The organism is Eubacterium ramulus (genome assembly GCF_045002895.1).
GTDB lineage: Bacteria > Bacillota > Clostridia > Lachnospirales > Lachnospiraceae > Eubacterium_I > Eubacterium_I ramulus.
The window spans coordinates 1,044,182-1,063,184 of sequence record NZ_CP173382.1 but is presented as its reverse complement, the minus strand read 5'-3'; the positions used below and the strand labels follow the sequence as shown (position 1 = coordinate 1,063,184).

23 protein-coding genes and 1 tRNA gene are annotated in these 19,003 nt (G+C 39.2%); 5 read left to right on the top strand and 19 right to left on the bottom strand.

The features are described 5' to 3' along the window. Positions 1-3: 3 nt before the first annotated feature. From ACIRUQ_RS04800 to ACIRUQ_RS04760, 9 genes are all read right to left on the bottom strand, one after another. Entirely contained in the window at positions 4-642 is a 639-nt protein-coding gene (locus tag ACIRUQ_RS04800) for an NUDIX hydrolase (protein ID WP_022036560.1), read from the bottom strand. A 35-nt stretch (positions 643-677) separates the two neighbouring features. Then, complete coding sequence (locus ACIRUQ_RS04795; protein WP_022036559.1) at positions 678-1,667, bottom strand: phosphotransferase; 990 nt, start codon at positions 1,665-1,667, stop codon at positions 678-680. Between the two features lie 10 nt (positions 1,668-1,677). Further along, positions 1,678-1,770 carry a DUF6219 family protein gene (locus tag ACIRUQ_RS04790; RefSeq protein ID WP_022036558.1) on the bottom strand — a complete coding sequence of 31 codons (93 nt, stop codon included), beginning with the start codon at positions 1,768-1,770 and terminating at the stop codon, positions 1,678-1,680. A 19-nt stretch (positions 1,771-1,789) separates the two neighbouring features. Then, a complete protein-coding gene (locus ACIRUQ_RS04785) occupies positions 1,790-2,197 on the bottom strand; it encodes a thioesterase family protein (protein ID WP_022036557.1) in 408 nt (135 codons plus the stop codon). Beyond that, positions 2,197-2,724 (bottom strand): flavodoxin family protein, encoded by a 528-nt coding sequence (locus ACIRUQ_RS04780; RefSeq protein ID WP_055288817.1) that lies wholly within the window; start codon positions 2,722-2,724, stop codon positions 2,197-2,199. The genes ACIRUQ_RS04785 and ACIRUQ_RS04780 overlap by 1 nt, the downstream gene beginning before the upstream one ends. A 30-nt stretch (positions 2,725-2,754) precedes the next feature. Next, entirely contained in the window at positions 2,755-3,741 is a 987-nt protein-coding gene (locus tag ACIRUQ_RS04775) for a Gfo/Idh/MocA family protein (RefSeq protein ID WP_022036555.1), read from the bottom strand. A 223-nt stretch (positions 3,742-3,964) separates the two neighbouring features. Continuing rightward, positions 3,965-5,056 carry an aspartate-semialdehyde dehydrogenase gene (gene asd / locus ACIRUQ_RS04770; protein WP_055288820.1) on the bottom strand — a complete coding sequence of 364 codons (1,092 nt, stop codon included), beginning with the start codon at positions 5,054-5,056 and terminating at the stop codon, positions 3,965-3,967. Between the two features lie 131 nt (positions 5,057-5,187). Continuing rightward, complete coding sequence (gene argH, locus ACIRUQ_RS04765) at positions 5,188-6,603, bottom strand: argininosuccinate lyase (RefSeq protein WP_022036553.1); 1,416 nt, start codon at positions 6,601-6,603, stop codon at positions 5,188-5,190. Positions 6,604-6,651: 48 nt separating this feature from the next. Beyond that, complete coding sequence (locus ACIRUQ_RS04760) at positions 6,652-7,308, bottom strand: epoxyqueuosine reductase QueH (RefSeq protein ID WP_055288822.1); 657 nt, start codon at positions 7,306-7,308, stop codon at positions 6,652-6,654. A gap of 148 nt (positions 7,309-7,456) precedes the next feature. Here ACIRUQ_RS04760 and ACIRUQ_RS04755 point away from each other — a divergent pair, with 148 nt between their 5' ends. Together ACIRUQ_RS04755 and ACIRUQ_RS04750 are read left to right on the top strand one after the other, a co-directional pair. Continuing rightward, positions 7,457-8,227: an ABC transporter ATP-binding protein gene (locus ACIRUQ_RS04755; protein ID WP_055288824.1), complete on the top strand. Its 771-nt coding sequence runs from the start codon at positions 7,457-7,459 to the stop codon at positions 8,225-8,227. After that, positions 8,214-9,011 (top strand): ABC transporter permease, encoded by a 798-nt coding sequence (locus ACIRUQ_RS04750; RefSeq protein WP_055288826.1) that lies wholly within the window; start codon positions 8,214-8,216, stop codon positions 9,009-9,011. The genes ACIRUQ_RS04755 and ACIRUQ_RS04750 overlap by 14 nt, the downstream gene beginning before the upstream one ends. Positions 9,012-9,174: 163 nt before the next feature. On the opposite strand, the gene ACIRUQ_RS04745 is transcribed toward ACIRUQ_RS04750, so the two are convergent. Next, positions 9,175-9,531 (bottom strand): hypothetical protein, encoded by a 357-nt coding sequence (locus ACIRUQ_RS04745; protein ID WP_242831208.1) that lies wholly within the window; start codon positions 9,529-9,531, stop codon positions 9,175-9,177. Between the two features lie 60 nt (positions 9,532-9,591). Then, on the bottom strand, positions 9,592-10,530 hold the full coding sequence (locus tag ACIRUQ_RS04740) for an SH3 domain-containing protein (protein WP_172679860.1): 939 nt from the start codon (positions 10,528-10,530) through the stop codon (positions 9,592-9,594). Positions 10,531-10,885: 355 nt separating this feature from the next. Between ACIRUQ_RS04740 and ACIRUQ_RS04735 the strand changes: the two genes are divergently transcribed. Continuing rightward, positions 10,886-12,034: an RtcB family protein gene (locus ACIRUQ_RS04735; RefSeq protein ID WP_082432643.1), complete on the top strand. Its 1,149-nt coding sequence runs from the start codon at positions 10,886-10,888 to the stop codon at positions 12,032-12,034. 82 nt (positions 12,035-12,116) lie between these two features. Here ACIRUQ_RS04735 and ACIRUQ_RS04730 read toward each other — a convergent pair whose 3' ends face one another. From ACIRUQ_RS04730 to ACIRUQ_RS04710, 5 genes are all read right to left on the bottom strand, one after another. Beyond that, complete coding sequence (locus ACIRUQ_RS04730; protein WP_242853556.1) at positions 12,117-12,347, bottom strand: DUF697 domain-containing protein; 231 nt, start codon at positions 12,345-12,347, stop codon at positions 12,117-12,119. A gap of 87 nt (positions 12,348-12,434) precedes the next feature. Next, a complete protein-coding gene (locus ACIRUQ_RS04725; protein WP_172679861.1) occupies positions 12,435-12,656 on the bottom strand; it encodes a hypothetical protein in 222 nt (73 codons plus the stop codon). Between the two features lie 416 nt (positions 12,657-13,072). Next, complete coding sequence (locus tag ACIRUQ_RS04720; protein ID WP_055288830.1) at positions 13,073-14,485, bottom strand: hypothetical protein; 1,413 nt, start codon at positions 14,483-14,485, stop codon at positions 13,073-13,075. 11 nt (positions 14,486-14,496) lie between these two features. Beyond that, a complete protein-coding gene (locus tag ACIRUQ_RS04715) occupies positions 14,497-14,952 on the bottom strand; it encodes a hypothetical protein (protein WP_055288832.1) in 456 nt (151 codons plus the stop codon). 48 nt (positions 14,953-15,000) lie between these two features. Further along, the gene (locus ACIRUQ_RS04710; RefSeq protein ID WP_055288834.1) at positions 15,001-15,951 is read right to left on the bottom strand and encodes a YafY family protein; all 951 of its coding nucleotides are present in this window, start codon (positions 15,949-15,951) and stop codon (positions 15,001-15,003) included. 195 nt (positions 15,952-16,146) lie between these two features. Here ACIRUQ_RS04710 and ACIRUQ_RS04705 point away from each other — a divergent pair, with 195 nt between their 5' ends. Continuing rightward, positions 16,147-16,383 (top strand): helix-turn-helix transcriptional regulator, encoded by a 237-nt coding sequence (locus ACIRUQ_RS04705; RefSeq protein WP_055288836.1) that lies wholly within the window; start codon positions 16,147-16,149, stop codon positions 16,381-16,383. 86 nt (positions 16,384-16,469) lie between these two features. On the opposite strand, the gene ACIRUQ_RS04700 is transcribed toward ACIRUQ_RS04705, so the two are convergent. The 3 genes from ACIRUQ_RS04700 to ACIRUQ_RS04690 all read right to left on the bottom strand — a co-directional run bounded on the left by ACIRUQ_RS04700 (position 16,470) and on the right by ACIRUQ_RS04690 (position 17,653). After that, entirely contained in the window at positions 16,470-16,913 is a 444-nt protein-coding gene (locus tag ACIRUQ_RS04700) for a phosphate-starvation-inducible PsiE family protein (RefSeq protein ID WP_021739808.1), read from the bottom strand. Positions 16,914-16,943: 30 nt separating this feature from the next. After that, the gene (locus ACIRUQ_RS04695) at positions 16,944-17,387 is read right to left on the bottom strand and encodes a VOC family protein (protein WP_055288839.1); all 444 of its coding nucleotides are present in this window, start codon (positions 17,385-17,387) and stop codon (positions 16,944-16,946) included. 193 nt (positions 17,388-17,580) lie between these two features. Beyond that, positions 17,581-17,653, bottom strand: a tRNA-Thr gene (locus ACIRUQ_RS04690). Positions 17,654-17,960: 307 nt separating this feature from the next. Here ACIRUQ_RS04690 and ACIRUQ_RS04685 point away from each other — a divergent pair. Next, positions 17,961-18,860 carry a DUF5688 family protein gene (locus ACIRUQ_RS04685; protein ID WP_022036425.1) on the top strand — a complete coding sequence of 300 codons (900 nt, stop codon included), beginning with the start codon at positions 17,961-17,963 and terminating at the stop codon, positions 18,858-18,860. Positions 18,861-19,003 lie beyond the last annotated feature (143 nt).

Below are 19,003 nucleotides of genomic sequence, written 5' to 3'. Positions count from 1 at the left end.
TTTTTAGTCAAACAAAACTTTCCAGTGTTTCGCTTCATACGCATCAAAACACATTAGTATCTGTTCTTTGGTTGTTTTTTCATTTGCCAGATTTTCCGGTATTTCGTCTTTTGCAAAATATTTTGTCTCTGTCGTTTCAATATTTGAAACAAAAGCCCCATCAATTACAGAACACTGGATAAAAATCTTGACCACACCATAAACATATATCGGCAAATTATGTTTATTTCGATCCTGAACAGCGATCATACGGTCTGCTTTTACATGTAAACCAGCTTCTTCTAATGTCTCTTTGATCGTATTTTCCGCTACCGATTGGTTAACATCACACCAGCCGCCCGGTAACGACCAGGTTCCGTTTTTTTCATGCACTAATAAGATTTTTCCATCCTCGAAAATTGCTGCTCTGGTATCAACCTTAGGTGTCTGATAGCCAGTTTCATTACAGAATAAGTCTTTTACTTTTTCTACTGGAATATCTGTTTTGTAAGATAACATTTCTGCTGAAATTTCCCGCAAACGTTCATAACGCTCCATATCATATACGTCATGTCCATAGGTCATCCCCGCTTGCGCTAGACTTTGGATTTCAATCGCCCAGTCCAACCATTTCTTCTTTTCATCATGTAAATTTAATGCCATATCCTTCTCCTCTTAAGATAGCATATATTAAAATTTTATAGATATTGTAAAATCCAGTTTTTCAATATCATCTGCTGTTTATCATACATCTTTAACTCAAATAATGTTTTCGTTATCTGTTCCCTTGCTGCATTTTTCACAATCGGATTCTGTGCTTCTATCAAAACCTGAATATTATATGCTAACCAGCCCAACATAGCATCGCATCCACATAGAAATATCTCATTCCAATATTCGTACTTTACATCTATCCATGAAAGATATGCATTCATCAATGCATCAAATTTTTCCTTATTATAATTCTGATTTTCATCAACAATCCAATAGTTTAGTACCTGTATCAGTTCCTCATACGGATTTATATAACCAGCAGCTTCCCAGTCAATAATATATGGAACATCGTTTTTCCACATAATATTTTTAGGATCTAAATCTCGATGACTTATCACCTGATTACATTTCAGTTTTGCGGCATTTTCAACCACATCACAATCCCATTGCTCCAACTGTAAAACATTTTCCTGAAAAAGCGAATACACTTCAACATCTTTTTTCAAGGCAGATAAAAGATACTTCCATTCATATTTACAACGCACTGTATTTTCCGGATACAATCCCTCCACGCAAATATTTGAAGCATGGATTTTTCCTAATTGCTCTCCGACTTTTGCACAATGAGCAGCTGTTATATCTGGATAAAAAACTGATTTTCCGTCAAACCATTCAAAAATTTCATAATATGCATGATCCACTTCAAAAATCATTTTTCCAGCCACAGATTTTACACAAATTGCAGAAATATCATTTTCATTTTTTAATCTATATGCAATACGTTCTGCCTGTTCAAGTTTTTCCAAGGCATCTGGCTTATTCATAACATTAGAATTTAATACTTTTATTGCATATTTCCCTTGATTAGTTTCAACACAATACATTTTATGCAGCAGACCGCCAGTGACAATTTTGGGTTCTTGCTCGAAGTCCCCTAACTCGCATATTCTACATACCTTCTCTAAATTATTCATTTTGATAAATTTACTTTGCCTTATGAATTATTTTATGACCTGAATAAATTGCCATGATCATACAAAATAATGCCGCAATGCTCCACCATTTATGTGCTTTCATCGTCTCATCCCTCCATTTCTTACTCTGCCAGTTCACTCAATGCATGATAAAAGTCCGGATATTCTCTTTTTAACCGAATCAGCTTGCCTTCCGGATTGATAAATCCATGTTCTGAATATCCTTGACATACAATTTCTCCTTGCGCATTTGTCATAGTATATTGCAATTTCAATTTTACTTCTTTGAATTCTTCTACTATGACGTCAATGTCAATAACATCTTCAAAGGTTGTGCTTTTTTTATATTTGCAGTTTACTGCTATAACCGGAGATATAATGCCTATTGACTCCAGTTTTGCATAGTCCCATCCAATCTGTCTGAGAAAATCAATTCTGGCTTCTTCCATCCAACGGATATAATTTGAATGATGTGTAATCCCCATTTTATCTGTTTCATAATACTGCACAATATGTCTGTATTTCTGCATTATAAAGACTCTCCCAATGCTTCTACCTCTGTCAGCTTCGGACAGGTACTCATGCTGCCTTTGCTTTCCATATTTGGAACAGTAATGATTCCACAGTTCTCCCACTTCACATAAGCAGCTGTTGCACGATACTGTTCGATTGCAGCATCAAATACATGATCTGCACCGGCATCTAACAACAACGCTGTTTTATGAAAATGAAATCCTGCTGTTGCCCCCACATACAAACGATCGATGACTGCTTTTAACTGTGCAGTGATATCGAACCAGTAAATCGGAGATGCAAATACAACCATATCCGCATCTTTCAATTCTGCATACACCTGTGTCATATCGTCTTTCTGTGCACATTCTCCATTATGAGAGAAACAGTACTCACACGCCATACATCCACGGATTTTCATGGTACCAACAGGTAAGTTGACTACTTCATGCCCTTTTTTCTCAGCACCTTTTGTAAATGCCTGCGTCATAATTTCTGTATTTCCACCTTTACGTGGACTTCCGTTTAATACTACGATTTTCATATTTATGTTCTCTCCTTTTTCATTAAAAATCTAATCCCAGTTCTCTTCCGGATATTTCATACCCCAGTCTTTCCGAAGTTTTGTCATAATGTCCATGACATCTTTCGTATATTCCAGATGCATTCCATCTGCATTACCGCTGCGCACTGCCTGCTCCATATCCAGCATTTCATAATACAATGCATTAGCAGTCTCACCTTCTGTAATTTCTGTCCGTTCCCCGGTTTCGGCGTCTACGATAACTGCTTTATCAGCGCGTGGGTACTCCATAATTTCTATATATCCTTTTTCGCAGCTGATCATGGCGCGTTTTGGCTGTTTTGAATGCATGGATAATGCTACTGTTGCCATCTGTCCCTGTGAATTCTGCAGCAAAACAGTTGCCTGCTCGTCGGAACCTGTCGGAGATGGTTTCCACTGACTTAATATATTGGTCGGAGTCTCATCCATAAAACTACGGACAATCGAAAGTGCATAAACACCAATATCAAGCATTGCTCCTCCCGCCAGATTCAGATTGAAAAAGCGGTTCTTCATATCATATTCCTTAAAACTGCCAAAATTCATTGTTATGATCTGGACTTTTCCAAGTGCTCCTTCTTTTACGATGTTCCACAATTTCTTATAAATCGGCATATGCCAGATGGTCATCGCTTCTGCCAGAATTAAATTCTTTTCCTGTGCCAGTGCGATCATCTGATCCAGTTCTCTGCTGTTTAATGTAATGGATTTTTCGACAAAAAGATGCTTTCCATGCTGTAATGCTTTTTCCATAAAGGCATAATGCGTGTTATGTGGACTGGTAATATAAATAATATCAACATTTTCATCCTCAAACATATCATCGATCTGATCATATACTTTACCTACACCATATTTTTCTGCAAAATCTATCGCCTTCTGATGAGTACGGTTTCCAACTGCATACAGGGATTTTCCCATTTTCTGCAGTGCCTGCGCCATTTCATTTGCAATCACACCGGTACCAAGTACCGCCCAGTTAAGGTTTTCTCTCATCTCTTTTGCCTCCCGAAATTTCTTTGCTTATCTGCCACATATTTTCTCACAGATTCATTATTTTTTCTATGCTTTTTCTGTAAAAACTTGATAAACTTGTATGTTTTGGCATTATATTTCCAGCCATACATTTGGAAGTGTAATTTCAAAAAGGATGAGCCTTCCAATTTCAGCGGAAAACTCATCCTTTTCTTATTATTATGTATTTTTTATCAGCACGTAATTATTTTTTTGTAATATATCCCTGTGCTTTCAGAAGTTCTGCACAAAGAACCGCTCCACCTGCAGCACCACGAACCGTATTATGGGAAAGTCCTACGAACTTCCAATCATATACAGAGTCCTCACGCAGACGCCCTACATTGATACCCATGCCGTTTTCATAATCAACATCAAGCTGAACCTGCGGACGGTTATCTTCCTGCATGTAGCGGATAAACTGCTTCGGTGCACTCGGAAGATTTAACTCCTGCGGAACGCCGCTGAACTGCTCTAACTTTTCAATGAGCTGCTCTTTTGTCGGGTTCTTGCGGAATTTCACGAAAACTGCTGCTGTATGTCCGTTTAATACCGGAACACGGATACACTGGCAAGTGATAACCGGTGAAGTTGCAGGAACGATCTCGCCTTTCTCCTCATCGATCTCACCCCAGAGACGAAGCGGCTCTTTCTCGGATTTTTCTTCCTCTCCGCCAATGTACGGGATAATATTTTCTACCATCTCCGGCCAGTCTTTGAATGTTTTTCCGGCTCCGGAAATTGCCTGATAAGTAGTTGCAACAACTTCATACGGCTCAAACTCTTTCCATGCTGTCAGTACCGGTGCATAGGACTGAATAGAGCAGTTTGGCTTTACAGCGATAAATCCGCGTGTTGTACCAAGACGTTTTTTCTGATACTTGATAACGTCCATATGCTGTGGGTTGATCTCCGGAACTACCATCGGTACATCCGGTGTCCAACGGTGTGCACTGTTGTTTGATACAACCGGTGTCTCTGTTTTTGCATATGCTTCCTCAATGGCTTTGATCTCGTCTTTTGACATATCTACGGCACTGAATACAAAATCTACTTCCGAAGCAACTTTCTCTACTTCATTTACGTTCATGACTACAATGTCTTTTACTGCTTCCGGCATCGGAGTTGTCATTTTCCACCGATCGCCAATGGCGTCCTCATATCTCTTTCCGGCTGAACGCGGGCTCGCTGCGATCGTTGTTACTTCAAACCACGGATGGTTTTCCAGCAGAGAGATAAATCTCTGACCTACCATTCCTGTTCCGCCTAATATTCCGACTTTTAATTTCTCACTCATTTTTACATCCTCCATTGCGATCGTTTTTTGATATACATCTCACTTTTTGTCCGTTTACCGCGAACAATTGTCTTTGTCTTGTGCTATCTTATAACAATTCTCAGAAAAATGCAAGTCCTTCTTTTATTTCTTTACTTGGTTTCCTGTAAAATTTCAATATTTTCCAGCCAGTCATGTGCCAGATATTCTTTTTCAATTGCGATTACCTGCATCATGGCTTCTTTACTCGGTGCACCGATGGTCAGACGTTTGTTCACACAGGTATCCATGGAAATAGCATCATAAATATCCTCTTCAAATACCGGACTGATGGCTTTTAATTCATCCAGAGACATATCATCGATTGCAATGCCTTTGTCGATGCAGTACAGTACAATACGACCTACGATTCCATGCGCATCACGGAACGGAACACCATGATTTACCAGATAATCAGCAGCATCTGTCGCATTTGTAAATCCATGGCGTGCACTCTTGCTCATAACTTCTTTGTTGAATTTCATTGTAGAAATCATACCGGTAAACAGTGCCAGACAACCTTTGACGGTATCAATGGCATCAAACGTCAATTCTTTGTCTTCCTGCATGTCTTTATTATAAGCAAGCGGAATGCCTTTCATAGTAGTCAGAATAGACATCAATGCACCATACACGCGGCCTGTTTTTCCACGTACCAGTTCAGCAATATCCGGATTCTTTTTCTGCGGCATGATACTGCTGCCGGTGCTGTATGCATCATCGATTTCCACAAATTGATACTCGTTGGAATTCCAGATGATGATTTCCTCGCAGAAACGGCTCAAATGCATCATGATTGTAGATAATGCGGATAAAAATTCAATAACATAATCACGGTCAGATACAGAATCCATGCTGTTTAAGGTCGGACCTTCAAATCCAAGCAGGGATGCCGTATATTCTCTGTCTAACGGGTAGGTGGTTCCTGCTAAAGCACCTGCACCCAGCGGGCAGTAATTCATACGATCGTAAATATCATGCAGACGGCTTCTGTCACGTTTGAACATTTCAAAATAAGCACCAACATGGTGAGCTAATGTAACTGGCTGTGCTTTCTGCAGATGTGTGAATCCAGGCATGATCGTCTCAGTATTCTCTTCCATGATTTTTAACAGTTCCTGTAACAGATCTCGTACAAGTTCATCTGTGTAAAGCACTTCCAGACGTGTATACAGACGCATATCCAATGCAACCTGATCATTTCTGCTTCGTCCGGTGTGAAGTTTTTTACCGGTATCACCCAGACGGTCAATCAGATTTGCCTCCACAAAGCTGTGGATATCCTCATATTCATCTGTAATTTTCAGTTTACCGGATTCTACATCTTTGCAGATCTCATCGAGTGTCCTTACAATATCCTGCATCTCTTCTTTTGTCAGGATTCCCTGCTTTCCAAGCATGCATACATGCGCGATGCTTCCCTGGATATCCTGTTTGTAAAATTTCTGGTCAAAAGAAATTGATGCGTTAAAATTATAAACCAGTTTGTCCGTCTCCTTTGTGAAACGTCCTCCCCATAATTGTGCCATCTCGTTGTTCCTCCTTCAATTCTCTTATCTGCGCACATCTTATCCCTGTCAAGATTCTTCCTGCGCTTTTGCTCTTTTTTCCTGTTCCCGCTGCAACTTTGAATAGACACAGCCGCAATAATCCTGCCGGTACAGACCATAAAGTTCCGACAATTCCACAGACCGCTTATATCCATTTTTCTTCTTAAAGTCAGAATTCAAAAAAGCAGTAGCTCCGTGACAGTATTCTTCTGCCACAGCCTCTCCTACCTCGTTCAACAATGTTGCATTTTTCAGCGGACTAATGGTCAGTGATGTCGTGAAATAATCAAATCCATGTGCCTGCGCCAGTTTTGCTGTTTCTGACAAACGCAGCACAAAGCATTTTTCACAGCGGATACCGCCTTCCGGAACATGCTCTAATCCTTTCACCTCCGCAACAAACCGTTCAGGCTCATAGTTTCCTTCCATGAAAGACACCGGATATTTCACAGGCAATTCCCGGATCAGACGTTTTTCCTCTTCCACACGCTTGTGATATTCCGCTGCATCCGTGATATTCGGATTATAAAAAAATACCGTGATGTGAAAATATTCCGCCAGATATTCCAATACATAGCTGCTACATGGTGCACAGCAGGCATGTAATAACAGACTCGGAACTTTTTGCTCCGTTTGCAGTTTTTGAATTTTCTTTTCCAGTTCTTTTTGGTAATTCTGCTTCATAACTTATTTATTTTATACGATTCCTGCTATTTTTACAATAGCAACCAATGCTATTTTCACATACATTATACTATATCCGTTACAGTTCACTCATCACATGTATGCAAGATAATGCTTAATACTATTATAAATTTGAAGGAGGACTCTCATGCATTCGTTGTTTGAAATTCAACATTTGTCCTATGCATATCACACGATGCAGGGGGAAACCGCTGCCTTATCAGATATCACCTTTACCGTTAATACAGGAGACTTTGTTGCCATCGTCGGACCCAGCGGATGTGGAAAATCCACCCTCTTAAATCTGCTGGCCGGCATGCTCACACCGGAATCCGGCACACTGCTTTTAAACGGTACTCCACTGACGACAGACAGCCGATGCCATATCGGATATATGTTGCAGCAGGATTATCTGTTGGAATGGCGCAGCATCTGGAAAAATGTACTACTTGGACTTGAAATCCGTCATGAAGTAACAGAAGAAAGCTGTTCTTATGCAAAACAGCTTTTGAAACAATATGGTCTGGAGAAATTCTCTCATTCTAAGCCAAGTCAGCTTTCCGGCGGCATGCGGCAACGTGCGGCTCTGGTCCGTACTCTCGTATTAAAACCGGATCTGCTGCTCTTAGACGAACCGTTTTCCGCACTGGATTATCAGACACGCCTGTCGGTCAGCAACGACATCGGTTCCATTATCCAAAAAGAAAAGAAAACAGCGATTCTTGTCACACATGATCTGGCGGAAGCCGTCAGTCTGGCAGACCGCATCATCATACTCACGGAACGTCCCGGACGTATTCAGCGCATTATACCTGTGGCATTTCCGGAACAGCTGACACCGATGGAGCGCCGGAATCACGCTGATTTCAAAACCTATTTTAATCTTATCTGGAAGGAGCTGCACCATGAAACGACCTGAAACTGCGCAGGAAACCTTCCTGTATCAGCATCAGCAATACAAACGTAAAATACACTTTTTGCGCATTTTTATCTTTGTGGTTTTTCTCATTCTCTGGGAACTGGCAGCAGATCTGTCCTGGATCAATGACTTTATTTTCAGTTCCCCGAAACGGCTTGTCACCTGCTTTGTGCAAATGCTGATGGAAGGAATCATCTGGCAGCATGTCAGCATCACATTGTTGGAAACAATGATCAGTTTTGTGCTGGTCATTCTTTTTACCATTCTGATTGCAGTTTTGCTCTGGGCAAAAAAATCTGTCTCTGATATATCAGAACCGTATATGGTTGTGCTGAACAGCCTGCCAAAATCTGCCCTGGCGCCACTGCTGATCGTATGGCTGGGCGGCAATTACAAAACCATCATCGTCACCGGAATGTCTGTGGCAATATTTGGTTCCATCCTCAGTCTCTATCAAGGCTTTCTGGGTGTCGATCCAAATCAGATGAAACTGATTGAAACACTGGGTGGGAATCGACGGAATATCCTGACAAAAGTTGTTTTTCCAGCCAATATTCCCAATCTGTTTTCCATCATGAAGGTAGACATCGGACTTTGTCTGGTAGGCGTTGTAATTGGTGAATTTATTTCTTCCCGCCGGGGACTGGGATATATGATCATTTATGGCAGTCAGATCATGAAACTGGACTGGGTCATTCTTGGAATCGTGATACTCTGTCTGATCGCCATGGGATTGTATCAGTTGATTGTATCTTTAGAAAAATGGTATCTGAAAAAGGTATAACCGTTGTCATTATCAGTAGATATATAGGGAACACGAAAACGCTGTATCCGGATCATTCTGTGGATACAGCGTTTCACTTTCTTTTACTGTTTTTCAAATGTTTTACTGTCTTTTACTGCTAATCAATTCTAACTTTTATATTCTCTGGCCAGTCAATAAATAATTAATAATTTTCCATAACATATTCTTCAAAAAGCGGCAATGTAAAATATACATAACCTCTCGTTTCACCGGAAAGAATTCCCTTTTTAATCAGTCTTTTCCGATATGGATTAAACTCATTTGTTTCCATGTGTAAATGTTCCCGAATATCCTTTATTTTTCCACCTTCCACATCTGCAATTCCACGTGCAACCATACGATCTTTCTGTGACAGTTCCGACCAGATTTTGTCATAAACAAATTCACTCAGATATTGCTCATATTCTCCTCTGACAGCGTTGTAATCTCCATGATGATTCCATGTCAGATAGCCAAGAACCTGAAATGCAAAGGGATATCCTTTCGTAAGATCTGCCATCTGTGTCGCCTGATCCACCTCAATTTCAAAAATAGACTTATACTTATTTACAATTATATACTACTCTTTCACAATATTTTCAAGCTCCTTTTCCGAAAGCTCATATCCCAAAAAATCCTCACAAAACTGTTGTCCCCTCTTTGGATCAGAACCAATATACTCCTGCACCTCTTTCAAAATTTCATCTCCAATTCCCATGTTTCCACGCCAAATCGTTGCCGTATAAAGCGGTGACACAGTTGGGAAAGAAAAATAACCAACTCTCCCATGTTTTACCGATCCAATATACCAGGTATCATCTGCGGTCTTACTCAATGCTCTCACTGAACAACAGTTACGATTGTCTCCAACCGTCAAAATCAACATAGGAAATGCTATGGCATATGGGAAACCATTGACATAAATCAGATCTCCCGCCTGAAACGGCACAGGAAGATTCAAATTCATACCATCGCAATAATCAATGCTGTCCTCCCGTTTTTCACCATTCGGCGTATTGTCCAGCTCCGCGTAATAAATCTCATCATCCGCCACTACATAAGAACACGCGTCATAATATTCTCCATCATCATTTTTGATCCATTTCTTCAAAATATACCAGATGCGTCCATAAGGATCTGTTCCTTCCTTTTTGGCATGACGATCTACAAAGTTCATTGCTTCATTACAGGTATCAAACACCCCTTCAAAATGTGAATCTGCTTCATTCATCATCTCATCCGCAATATTCGATTCCACTGAAATAATCCCATTTACACGCAAATAAGACAACGCTTCTTCCATATTTGAAATATATCTGTGGCACTCTTTTTTCAAAATTTCATCCTGATTTTTCTCTGCCAGATCCCGCAATCTGTAAAATGCTTGCTTTTTCTGTTGCAGCAAAACCGGCGAAAAATAAATCAACTGCGTGATCTGTTCCACACTTAAATCTACGGTTTTCAAATACTGCCTCATGCTTGGTGACAACACAAATTCGTCTATAAATTCTCTGTACATTCCTTTTCGCTCCTTCGTCTTTGTTTGAATTGAGACTCCCGCTTCTGTAATTAAAGGGAAATCTGTAAGTAATGAAAAATAAGAAACCTTTCTCCTTGGAAGTTCAATTTCCGATTTTTCCTTGATTGTACCGCATAAGACAGACATATATTGTCATTGTGATTTCTCACAAAAGAATTTTTCAATATTCCATTTTGTGGCTCACAATGTCAATATATGTCACTCTTAAATGTTATCGTACATAACGAAAAGGTTCCATAAACCAGCCGTTTACTGCTATGTTGTAAAATTTATAGTATAATGACGCCAATAAAGCCACCAAAACAAATGAAGAAAAATAATGGAGATAAATATTATGAAAACAATCGAAGGAACATACACATTTGCAAATATATTTACCACAAATAATGAAGTTCATGCCATTGAGGACTATGCCCTGGCTCAGATTCAAATGATCTGCGATCAGGAAGCTTCAAAAAACTGCCGCATCCGTGTCATGCCGGATGTTCACCCGGGCAAAGTCGGTCCCATCGGCTTAACCCAGACACTTGGAGACAAAATCATTTTAAACCTTTTAGGCATTGATATTGGCTGCGGCATGACCTTAGCACAGATCAAAGGGAAAAAAATTGAATATCAGAAATTAGATACCGTAATCCGTGAAAACGTACCATCCGGATTTTCCATTCGAATGAAGCCGCATCGATTTGCAGAATACTTTGATTTTTCTGCTTTGCACTGTGCTTCCCACATCCAGATGGACAAAACAATGCGAAGTCTCGGAACACTCGGGGGGGGCAATCACTTCATCGAAGCGGATAAAGACGATGACGGTAACCTCTACATTGTCATTCATTCCGGAAGCCGCCGTCTTGGAAAAGAAGTAACAGAATATTACTTAAATCAAGGACAAAAAGTTTTAAAAGAACAGGGATTACAAATACCTTATGAACTTACCTGGCTTGAAGGTGACATGATGCAGCATTACCTTCATGATCTGCAGATTGTACAGAAATTTGCCTCCCTGAATCGTGAAATCATGCTGGATGAACTTATCAAAGGTATGAAATGGAAAGTCTTGGATTCTTATGAGTGTATTCACAACTATGTGGACAATCGCCCTGAAATCACAGAGTTATTTCATGCCCCTATGCTCCGCAAAGGTGCTATTTCTGCCCTTTCCGGTGAAAAAGTGATCATTCCGATCAACATGCGGGATGGTATTCTTCTTGGCACCGGAAAAGGAAATCCAAACTGGAACTGCTCCGCCCCACACGGTTCCGGTCGAATCATGAAACGGGAAGATGTCAAATCATCCTTTACCGTTTCCAGCTTTAAATCAGTAATGAAAGGAATTTACAGCAGCTGTATCAACAAAGACACTTTGGACGAAGCACCATTTGCCTACCGTTCCATGGTTGATATGCTGGATGTCATTCAAGATACGGTAGATATAACAAATGTACTTCGTCCGGTGTATAACTTCAAAGCTGGTGGAAAATAATCATCATTTTCCTGCCAGCTTTGGCAAGTTTTCCCCTGCCTCTGTCGCATTCACACCCAATCCCTAAAAATACTTCTCAAAACTAATGTGTAAGGAAACTTGCCGCTCCTGCGATAGAGACAGCACCAAGTACCATAGTTGCAAGCATTTTCAATCCATCTTTACCAATATTCATTCCATATATTCCACAGATGGTAGCCATCAGAGTAACCTGTTCGCCAATAAGCAATAAGGCATCCGCAAAAGGAATGGGAATTGCAACTGTTGCAACGGTAGCAGCAACTGCAATCGCATTGTCTGCCTTTTCATTCATCTTTACAAACTCAAGTCTTTTCAATTCATCATTTTGCTTCTTCCACAGCTTTATCCGCCAACTCTTCATTTTTATTAGAAAGAGAAATTAACGAAATACCTGTTGAAGCAGCTGTAATTCCTCAGCCAATGCCAGAAATGCCTGTCCGGCAGCCATACCAGCACCTTCAGCTGCAAATCCAGCGAACATCCTTCCAATCCATACCAGAGCAGCTTTCTGAGCAACACATCCTGATAATGTACTAATAGCCGTACCGGTTGATGCTGTACCAAAAGTTGTAGCGATACTCATTAAAGTTGTTGGTGCCATAGATGCAACACCCAATCCAGTTGCCGCTCCTCCTGCAATATTTACACCTGCCTGAACGGAAGCATTATATGCTTTTTTGCATATTTTTCCGTATCATTAAATTTAATTAACTCTTTGCCTATTTTTCCAAGGGTTGTGTCAAATTTTTTCGGTGTGTTTGCAATACTGTTAATAACATTTTGAATCAATTTTATAATCGTTATGGCCTATCCTCGAAGATCATACAAATTTTCACATGTACTCTTCATTCCGTCATATGAACTATTGTATCTTTGTAATGTCTTCTCATGTATTCTTAATGTTTCTTTTTTCAATTCTACATTAAACATTCCTTTTTCTCCTTTGCCACTTCACAATTTTACAAAACTTTTGCCATTGCTTGCATCTACCTAGCATATCTGAAGAAGAATTTTTATTTATAACATTTCTTGATACATCTGATCAATTTCGTTCAATTCAGCTCGTAATTTTGTCGAAATTTCATTTTCCACAAATTCTTTCTTTATTCTTGCAAAAAATGCAATATCTGTAAACAAATGTGTGACGGTATTTAACAGTCCACCTATGTCCAGATTTTTAGGATTTTTAGTAATGCTAGAACAAATAATTGAACTTGTAGACGCCAGTGAATTCGAAATCAAGAGAATTTTTCTTGTTTTTACTTCGTACAAATCCTGATTTTCATCTGGCTTTCTAAATAATCCATGTGTAAGCGTAATAATAATATCTATTATTTTCGACACAGCAAAAGATGCACCTACAATTTTCAGATCCCTAGAAAAACATAATGCGTCATAGTGTTCACTATATAATTTACTAGCAAAATTTTCATTTATACTGGACAAAAAAGGTACAGGCAACCCCATTTTTGTATACTTATCTGATTCTAAATGTAACGCTTGCATATACAATGCTGCAGGAAGGTCTAAATAATCGGCACATACATAATCATAACATTCTTTAAACATAACCCCTATCGGTACAATTTCTGGTGTAATAACCAATGCCTTTTTCCTTGTAGCCGTATTAAATCTAGTTACTTTATTTGTTTGAAATGTATTAAAAGTAATACAATCTGTCATAATATTTGCAGTTCCAAAAATCCATCCTAACATAGGATCATGACCTAATGTATACATTCGATGGTTTCTCCCACCCATATTGATTCCCAATTCTCTGGAACCTTGTGTGGCATCATATGCAACAGGTTGCGTTACTATATATCTCCAATGTTTTATTTCAGATTTGTCTTTATGTTTATTTAAAAAACGCTCTTTTGCATTCTTATAATCCTGTTCTATTGACTTATCATCAGACACTTTTCTGTTAGTCGCATCAAAGCCTTTCCCATAGTCAAATTTTTGTGCTACATATGGGAAAAGCAAAGACTTTGCCACTTGCAATCCTGTTGCAATTGCCAAAAAACTTAAATCCGTTTTGTTAACAATGCCTGTCTTTTTTGAAAACTTCTCATTAATCTCATCAAGTTCCCTAAATGCATTCTTTATCTCTTCTTCTGTCATAATATCTTCAAGGATTATTTGATCTGGAGAATATGCACTAGCCTCATCATATATCTTGTCCCATGACTCCAAAATTGGTTTATTTTCTAGCTTACGATTTTCAGAAATCTCTTGCTTATTTTTCAATACATCTGTACTTTTTTCCATAGATTCAATCAGTTCTAAAGATTTTCTTATCGCATCATCAGCGTTGTCTCTAACATTTTTCATTTTCTGATCATGCAATAATTCCGTTGATTGCTCCTGATTCATTTTAAGAACCTTATTAATTTTCTTTTCTTCTGATGTATATATAAATTTTTTCATATATCCCTCTTTTAAGATTCCATATCTAAATCATATTTTAAATCATTAATAATTTGAGTTAACATTTTATTTGTTGCTTCCAAAAGCTCTACCCGCTCTTTATCCGCATCCTGTTCTTCACGAAGTGCCTTAATGATAGCAGTTTGTTTTTCCAAAGCATTTTTATAAGTTAAACTTTTTGCCTTATTCAAATCTTTCATCATAAGAACTGCGGGAGTAATCAGACCAATACCTGTTGATGCTAACATAGGTGTTGCCCCAATTGCTACAAATGGTCCAATAACTGGCAATAAAGATAGAGCCACTAGTACACCACCTGTCGCCACCATCGAAAACGCAGTTTTTGCTGAAGGATCTGTTAATTTTATTGTCTTGTCTTTTATAATAATATCTGCATTCTTTAAAAATGCCTGTATCTTCTTCAAAGAATCTGCGTCCTTAATTTTCATCGTTTCATTGTTTTTCATGTTTCCCTTTTCTCCTTTCAGAAATTAAATCATTATAAACTGCTAGTTTTATATTACTTTCACCACATCTCCCTGACTCCTCAGCCACATCTCAATCCCGGAGCCGAATACTTCTGCCAACACTGTATACTCGCCTTCTTTCTCCTCTAAGATCTGTGCCGTCGGCAACCGGTCTAACACAGCATCAATATCCGCACCGGAATACCGAAACTTCACTTTTTGAAGTCTGCCTCCATACATAAATTGGATCCGCTTCCGGAATTCGCCTTCTTCAAAGCGATCACTGTATGGCACTGCGAAATGCTCGTTTAATACTTTTATACTTTTTAACCGATCCACCCGATAGATGGTCGGAAAGGTATCATTTGGATTTTGAAATGCCTTTTCTTTGTCAATTCCATCAATATATGCAACCAGATAGAAGTAAAATTCTGAAAAGATTACACCAACCGGTTTTACTTTCCGATTGACTACTTCATGGTTTTTCAGTTTCTGATATTCGATTTCCAGATACTGCTGCGCTTTTACTGCCTGTTCCAGTTTCCAGATGCTGTCCAACAGCGGTTTCCCATGCCTCAGTTCCACATAATGAAATTCCTCATTCTTAATCAGTTCCCTCAAAAGCTTCATATCCGCTTCATTGCTGCACAGATGAATCAGTTTGTGAATAATCGGATACAGTTCCTGTTTTGTGAGTGCCCGGCTCTCCAACAGTATTTTGGCAACGGCCAGAAGTTCTTTTTCCTCCAGCTGTGTCTTTTTCTTCGTCTGAAGTACATACCCCCCCAGAGCCTTTTCAAATATAATTTCCTGAATTTCTCCGGATGTGGAGGCATGCTCCTCCAGAAAGCACTGAATATCTACGATATCACGCTGAATGGTTCGTTCCGCTACCCCGTAACGGATACTCTCTTCCTGCTTATAAATCACTTTTCCTTGTTTCAATCTCGTATATATCGACAGAATACGTCCTGCTTTATCTTCTGAATCTCTTCCCATTTTTTACTCCTTTTCCTGTTTTTCTTGATTATATAATTACAGACGGACATATACTGTCATCGACACAATATTTTTTTAATTTTTCAAAGACATCATATGTCATTTAATTCCATATTTTGTCCTGTAATAAGACAATTTTTTGTGCTTTTTAGTATACCATTTATTATGTCCTATTTCAAGACAGGAGGTCTTTGTATGGCACGGATTATTGATACTGATAACAAAAATCTGATTGGAAATAAAGTGAAACTTTTACGAAAAAAGAAGCATATGAGCCAGCAGCAGCTCTCTGACAAACTGGAAACACTGGCCATCTATATCTGTCGCGGTTCCATTTCCAGAATTGAAGACGGCAGTCGGACAGTTACGGATATTGAATTGTACGGTCTGTCTCAGGTGCTTGCAACACCCATAGAAGATTTTTTCAAATAGCCTCAGCATAAAAACTATTTCAAAACAAAAAAGACGGAGCATATCATCTTTCATATGCTCCGTCTTTTTACATACTGTTTTTTATTCTATTCTACTTTCCCTTTTGTGATAACGTCCAGTTTTTCTCTGACTTTACTTTCCGGTATTTCCTTTTCTTCTTCCCTTGGTGTTTTCAGGAATTTTTTAATTGCAAATATAATTGCCATACCAATGATCGTCAACAGATTTTCCACCGCACTGGTATCCAGCACCACCATATGACGGACGATTACGAACATTACGACTTCCAGGATCGTGTCCACATCCGGTTTACAAAGCATCTTGAAAAACTCAATGCCGATGAGAACATTTAATACATACCCCAGGAAATCCAGAAATGCATGTGCCGATTCCCGGTTCTGTACAAATGCCAAAAACGGTTTCCATAACGACAAAATTGCTACAACCACAGCAATTATAATAATGACATTGACCACAAGCTCCAGCAATTCACTGGCATGGTCAATCATTTTTCGAATCTTTGCCCCCATATATCATTCCTTTCCTTTCTCTGAATTATCTTATGCCTGATCTTTGTGCTGATTGAACACCACGTCACCAGACTCTTCAAAAATCTCAATCAGATTTCCTGTGTTATCCCGGATAAAAACACCATACGTATCATCTACTTCCGCAACCATCGCGATTTCGACACCCATTGCCTCCAGCTCAGCTTTCGCTTTTTTTCCATCCGGTACGCCAAAGGACATATGCTTGTTTCCATGTGTCAGCAGATCCCGATTCGGTACTCTGCGATCTTCCGGCAAGGCATTCGCTCCTGGTGCTTCAAATACTTCCAACAAAAAATCTACTCCTTGCAGATGTGCCACTTTGATGCCTGCTCCTGGAATTTCCGAACGGTTAACCACGGTAAATCCAAACACATCGTGATACCATTTAATCGTTTCTTCAATATCCGCAACACTGATTGCACAGTGATTGATCCCATTGATTTTTACTGCCATTTTTCTCTATTACCTCCATCTGACAATCTTTCTTTCAATAATCGTGACGTCCCAAAAGTGCTTCATCCGCCCTTGTACGACAAATGCTTCGTCCTTTTGACGATGTAATCAGTATATAGAAAAAATATGCCTCCTGCAAGATGATTTTTTACAAACAAAAAATCCCGGTAAAAACCGGGACTTTCTGATTACAAGCTTCGAAAGGGACTCGAACCCTCGACCTACGCATTACGAGTGCGTCGCTCTACCAACTGAGCCATCGAAGCACGCATGAGATATTATATTAGATTTTTCCCTTTGTTGCAAGACCTTTTTTTCATTTTTTTCACAAATCTGTACAAAATTTCAGTTGTGAAACAAATTTTATTACAGTTCCATGCCAAATACTTGTAAAGCGGACATTCACAATCCGCTTTCGCTACTTGCTCATGAACGCAGCCGCTTTGCGACCTGTGTTCAAATGGTATTCATATTTAGAATATTTTTCAGATTACACTTGCTATTCTTCCTAAACTGTGATATGTTATCCAAGTAAAAACTACTATATTCGTCTTATCTTTATACAAATCAATCATGAACTATTCTACATTTCAAACGGTGATCATGGAACGCTTAGAGCGTGATATCCCGGATCCCAAACATATTTCCATTCAACAGGTTACAAAAAATAATGGCATTGTTCTGGACGGACTTTCTATCATGGAAAATGACTGTAATATATCACCAACACTGTATCTGAACTACTATTACGATTCCTATAAACACGGCGTAGCCTTTCAAGATGTGTACCAATCATTATTAAGGGATTATCAGAATCACAGGCCATCCGGAAATATTGATCCCTCTTTTTTCACAGACTTTTCCAACATCAGAGACAAAATCGCCCTGAAGTTGATTCACTACGAACGTAACAAAATACTACTCAAAGATGTTCCGCATATTCGTTTCCTGGATCTTGCCATCGTCTTCTACTGCCTGATCAGCATGGATATTACACAAGGGTCAGCTACGATACTGATTCATCATTCTCATTTAAAAAACTGGAATATGCAGACCGACGATCTCTTCGAGATTGCGAAAAAAAATACGCAGCAGATTCTTCCGGAAAAACTCTATGACATGAATGATGTTTTGCATGAACTCACCGATAAAAGCCAGCATGTATCTGATGACTGCTGCTGTGAGGTACCATACCCGATGTTCGTTCTCACCAATGAAAGTAATCTTTTCGGTGCAGCCTGTATCATCTACCCAAATCTTCTGCAGCATTATGCCGCGGAAGCACAGACGGATTTCTATATTCTTCCAAGCAGTATCCATGAAGTAATCCTTGTACCAACACTGGAGAATAGTGATTATCAGGAGCTTTCTGAAATGGTTCAGGAGGTCAATGACACACAGCTTCAGGATGATGAAATTTTATCTACGCACGCCTATTATTATTCACGCAAAGAAAATGAAATCACGATGTAACAATGTATATGAATTCACGTTGATCGCACGTGAGACTTGGTGCGTGATTCCGGTCAGCATAAGCTGACCTATTCTCCTCAGAATCACTGCACGTTACACTTCCCTTGATGATTCATACTGCAGCCATCAGGGGAAGCATTATT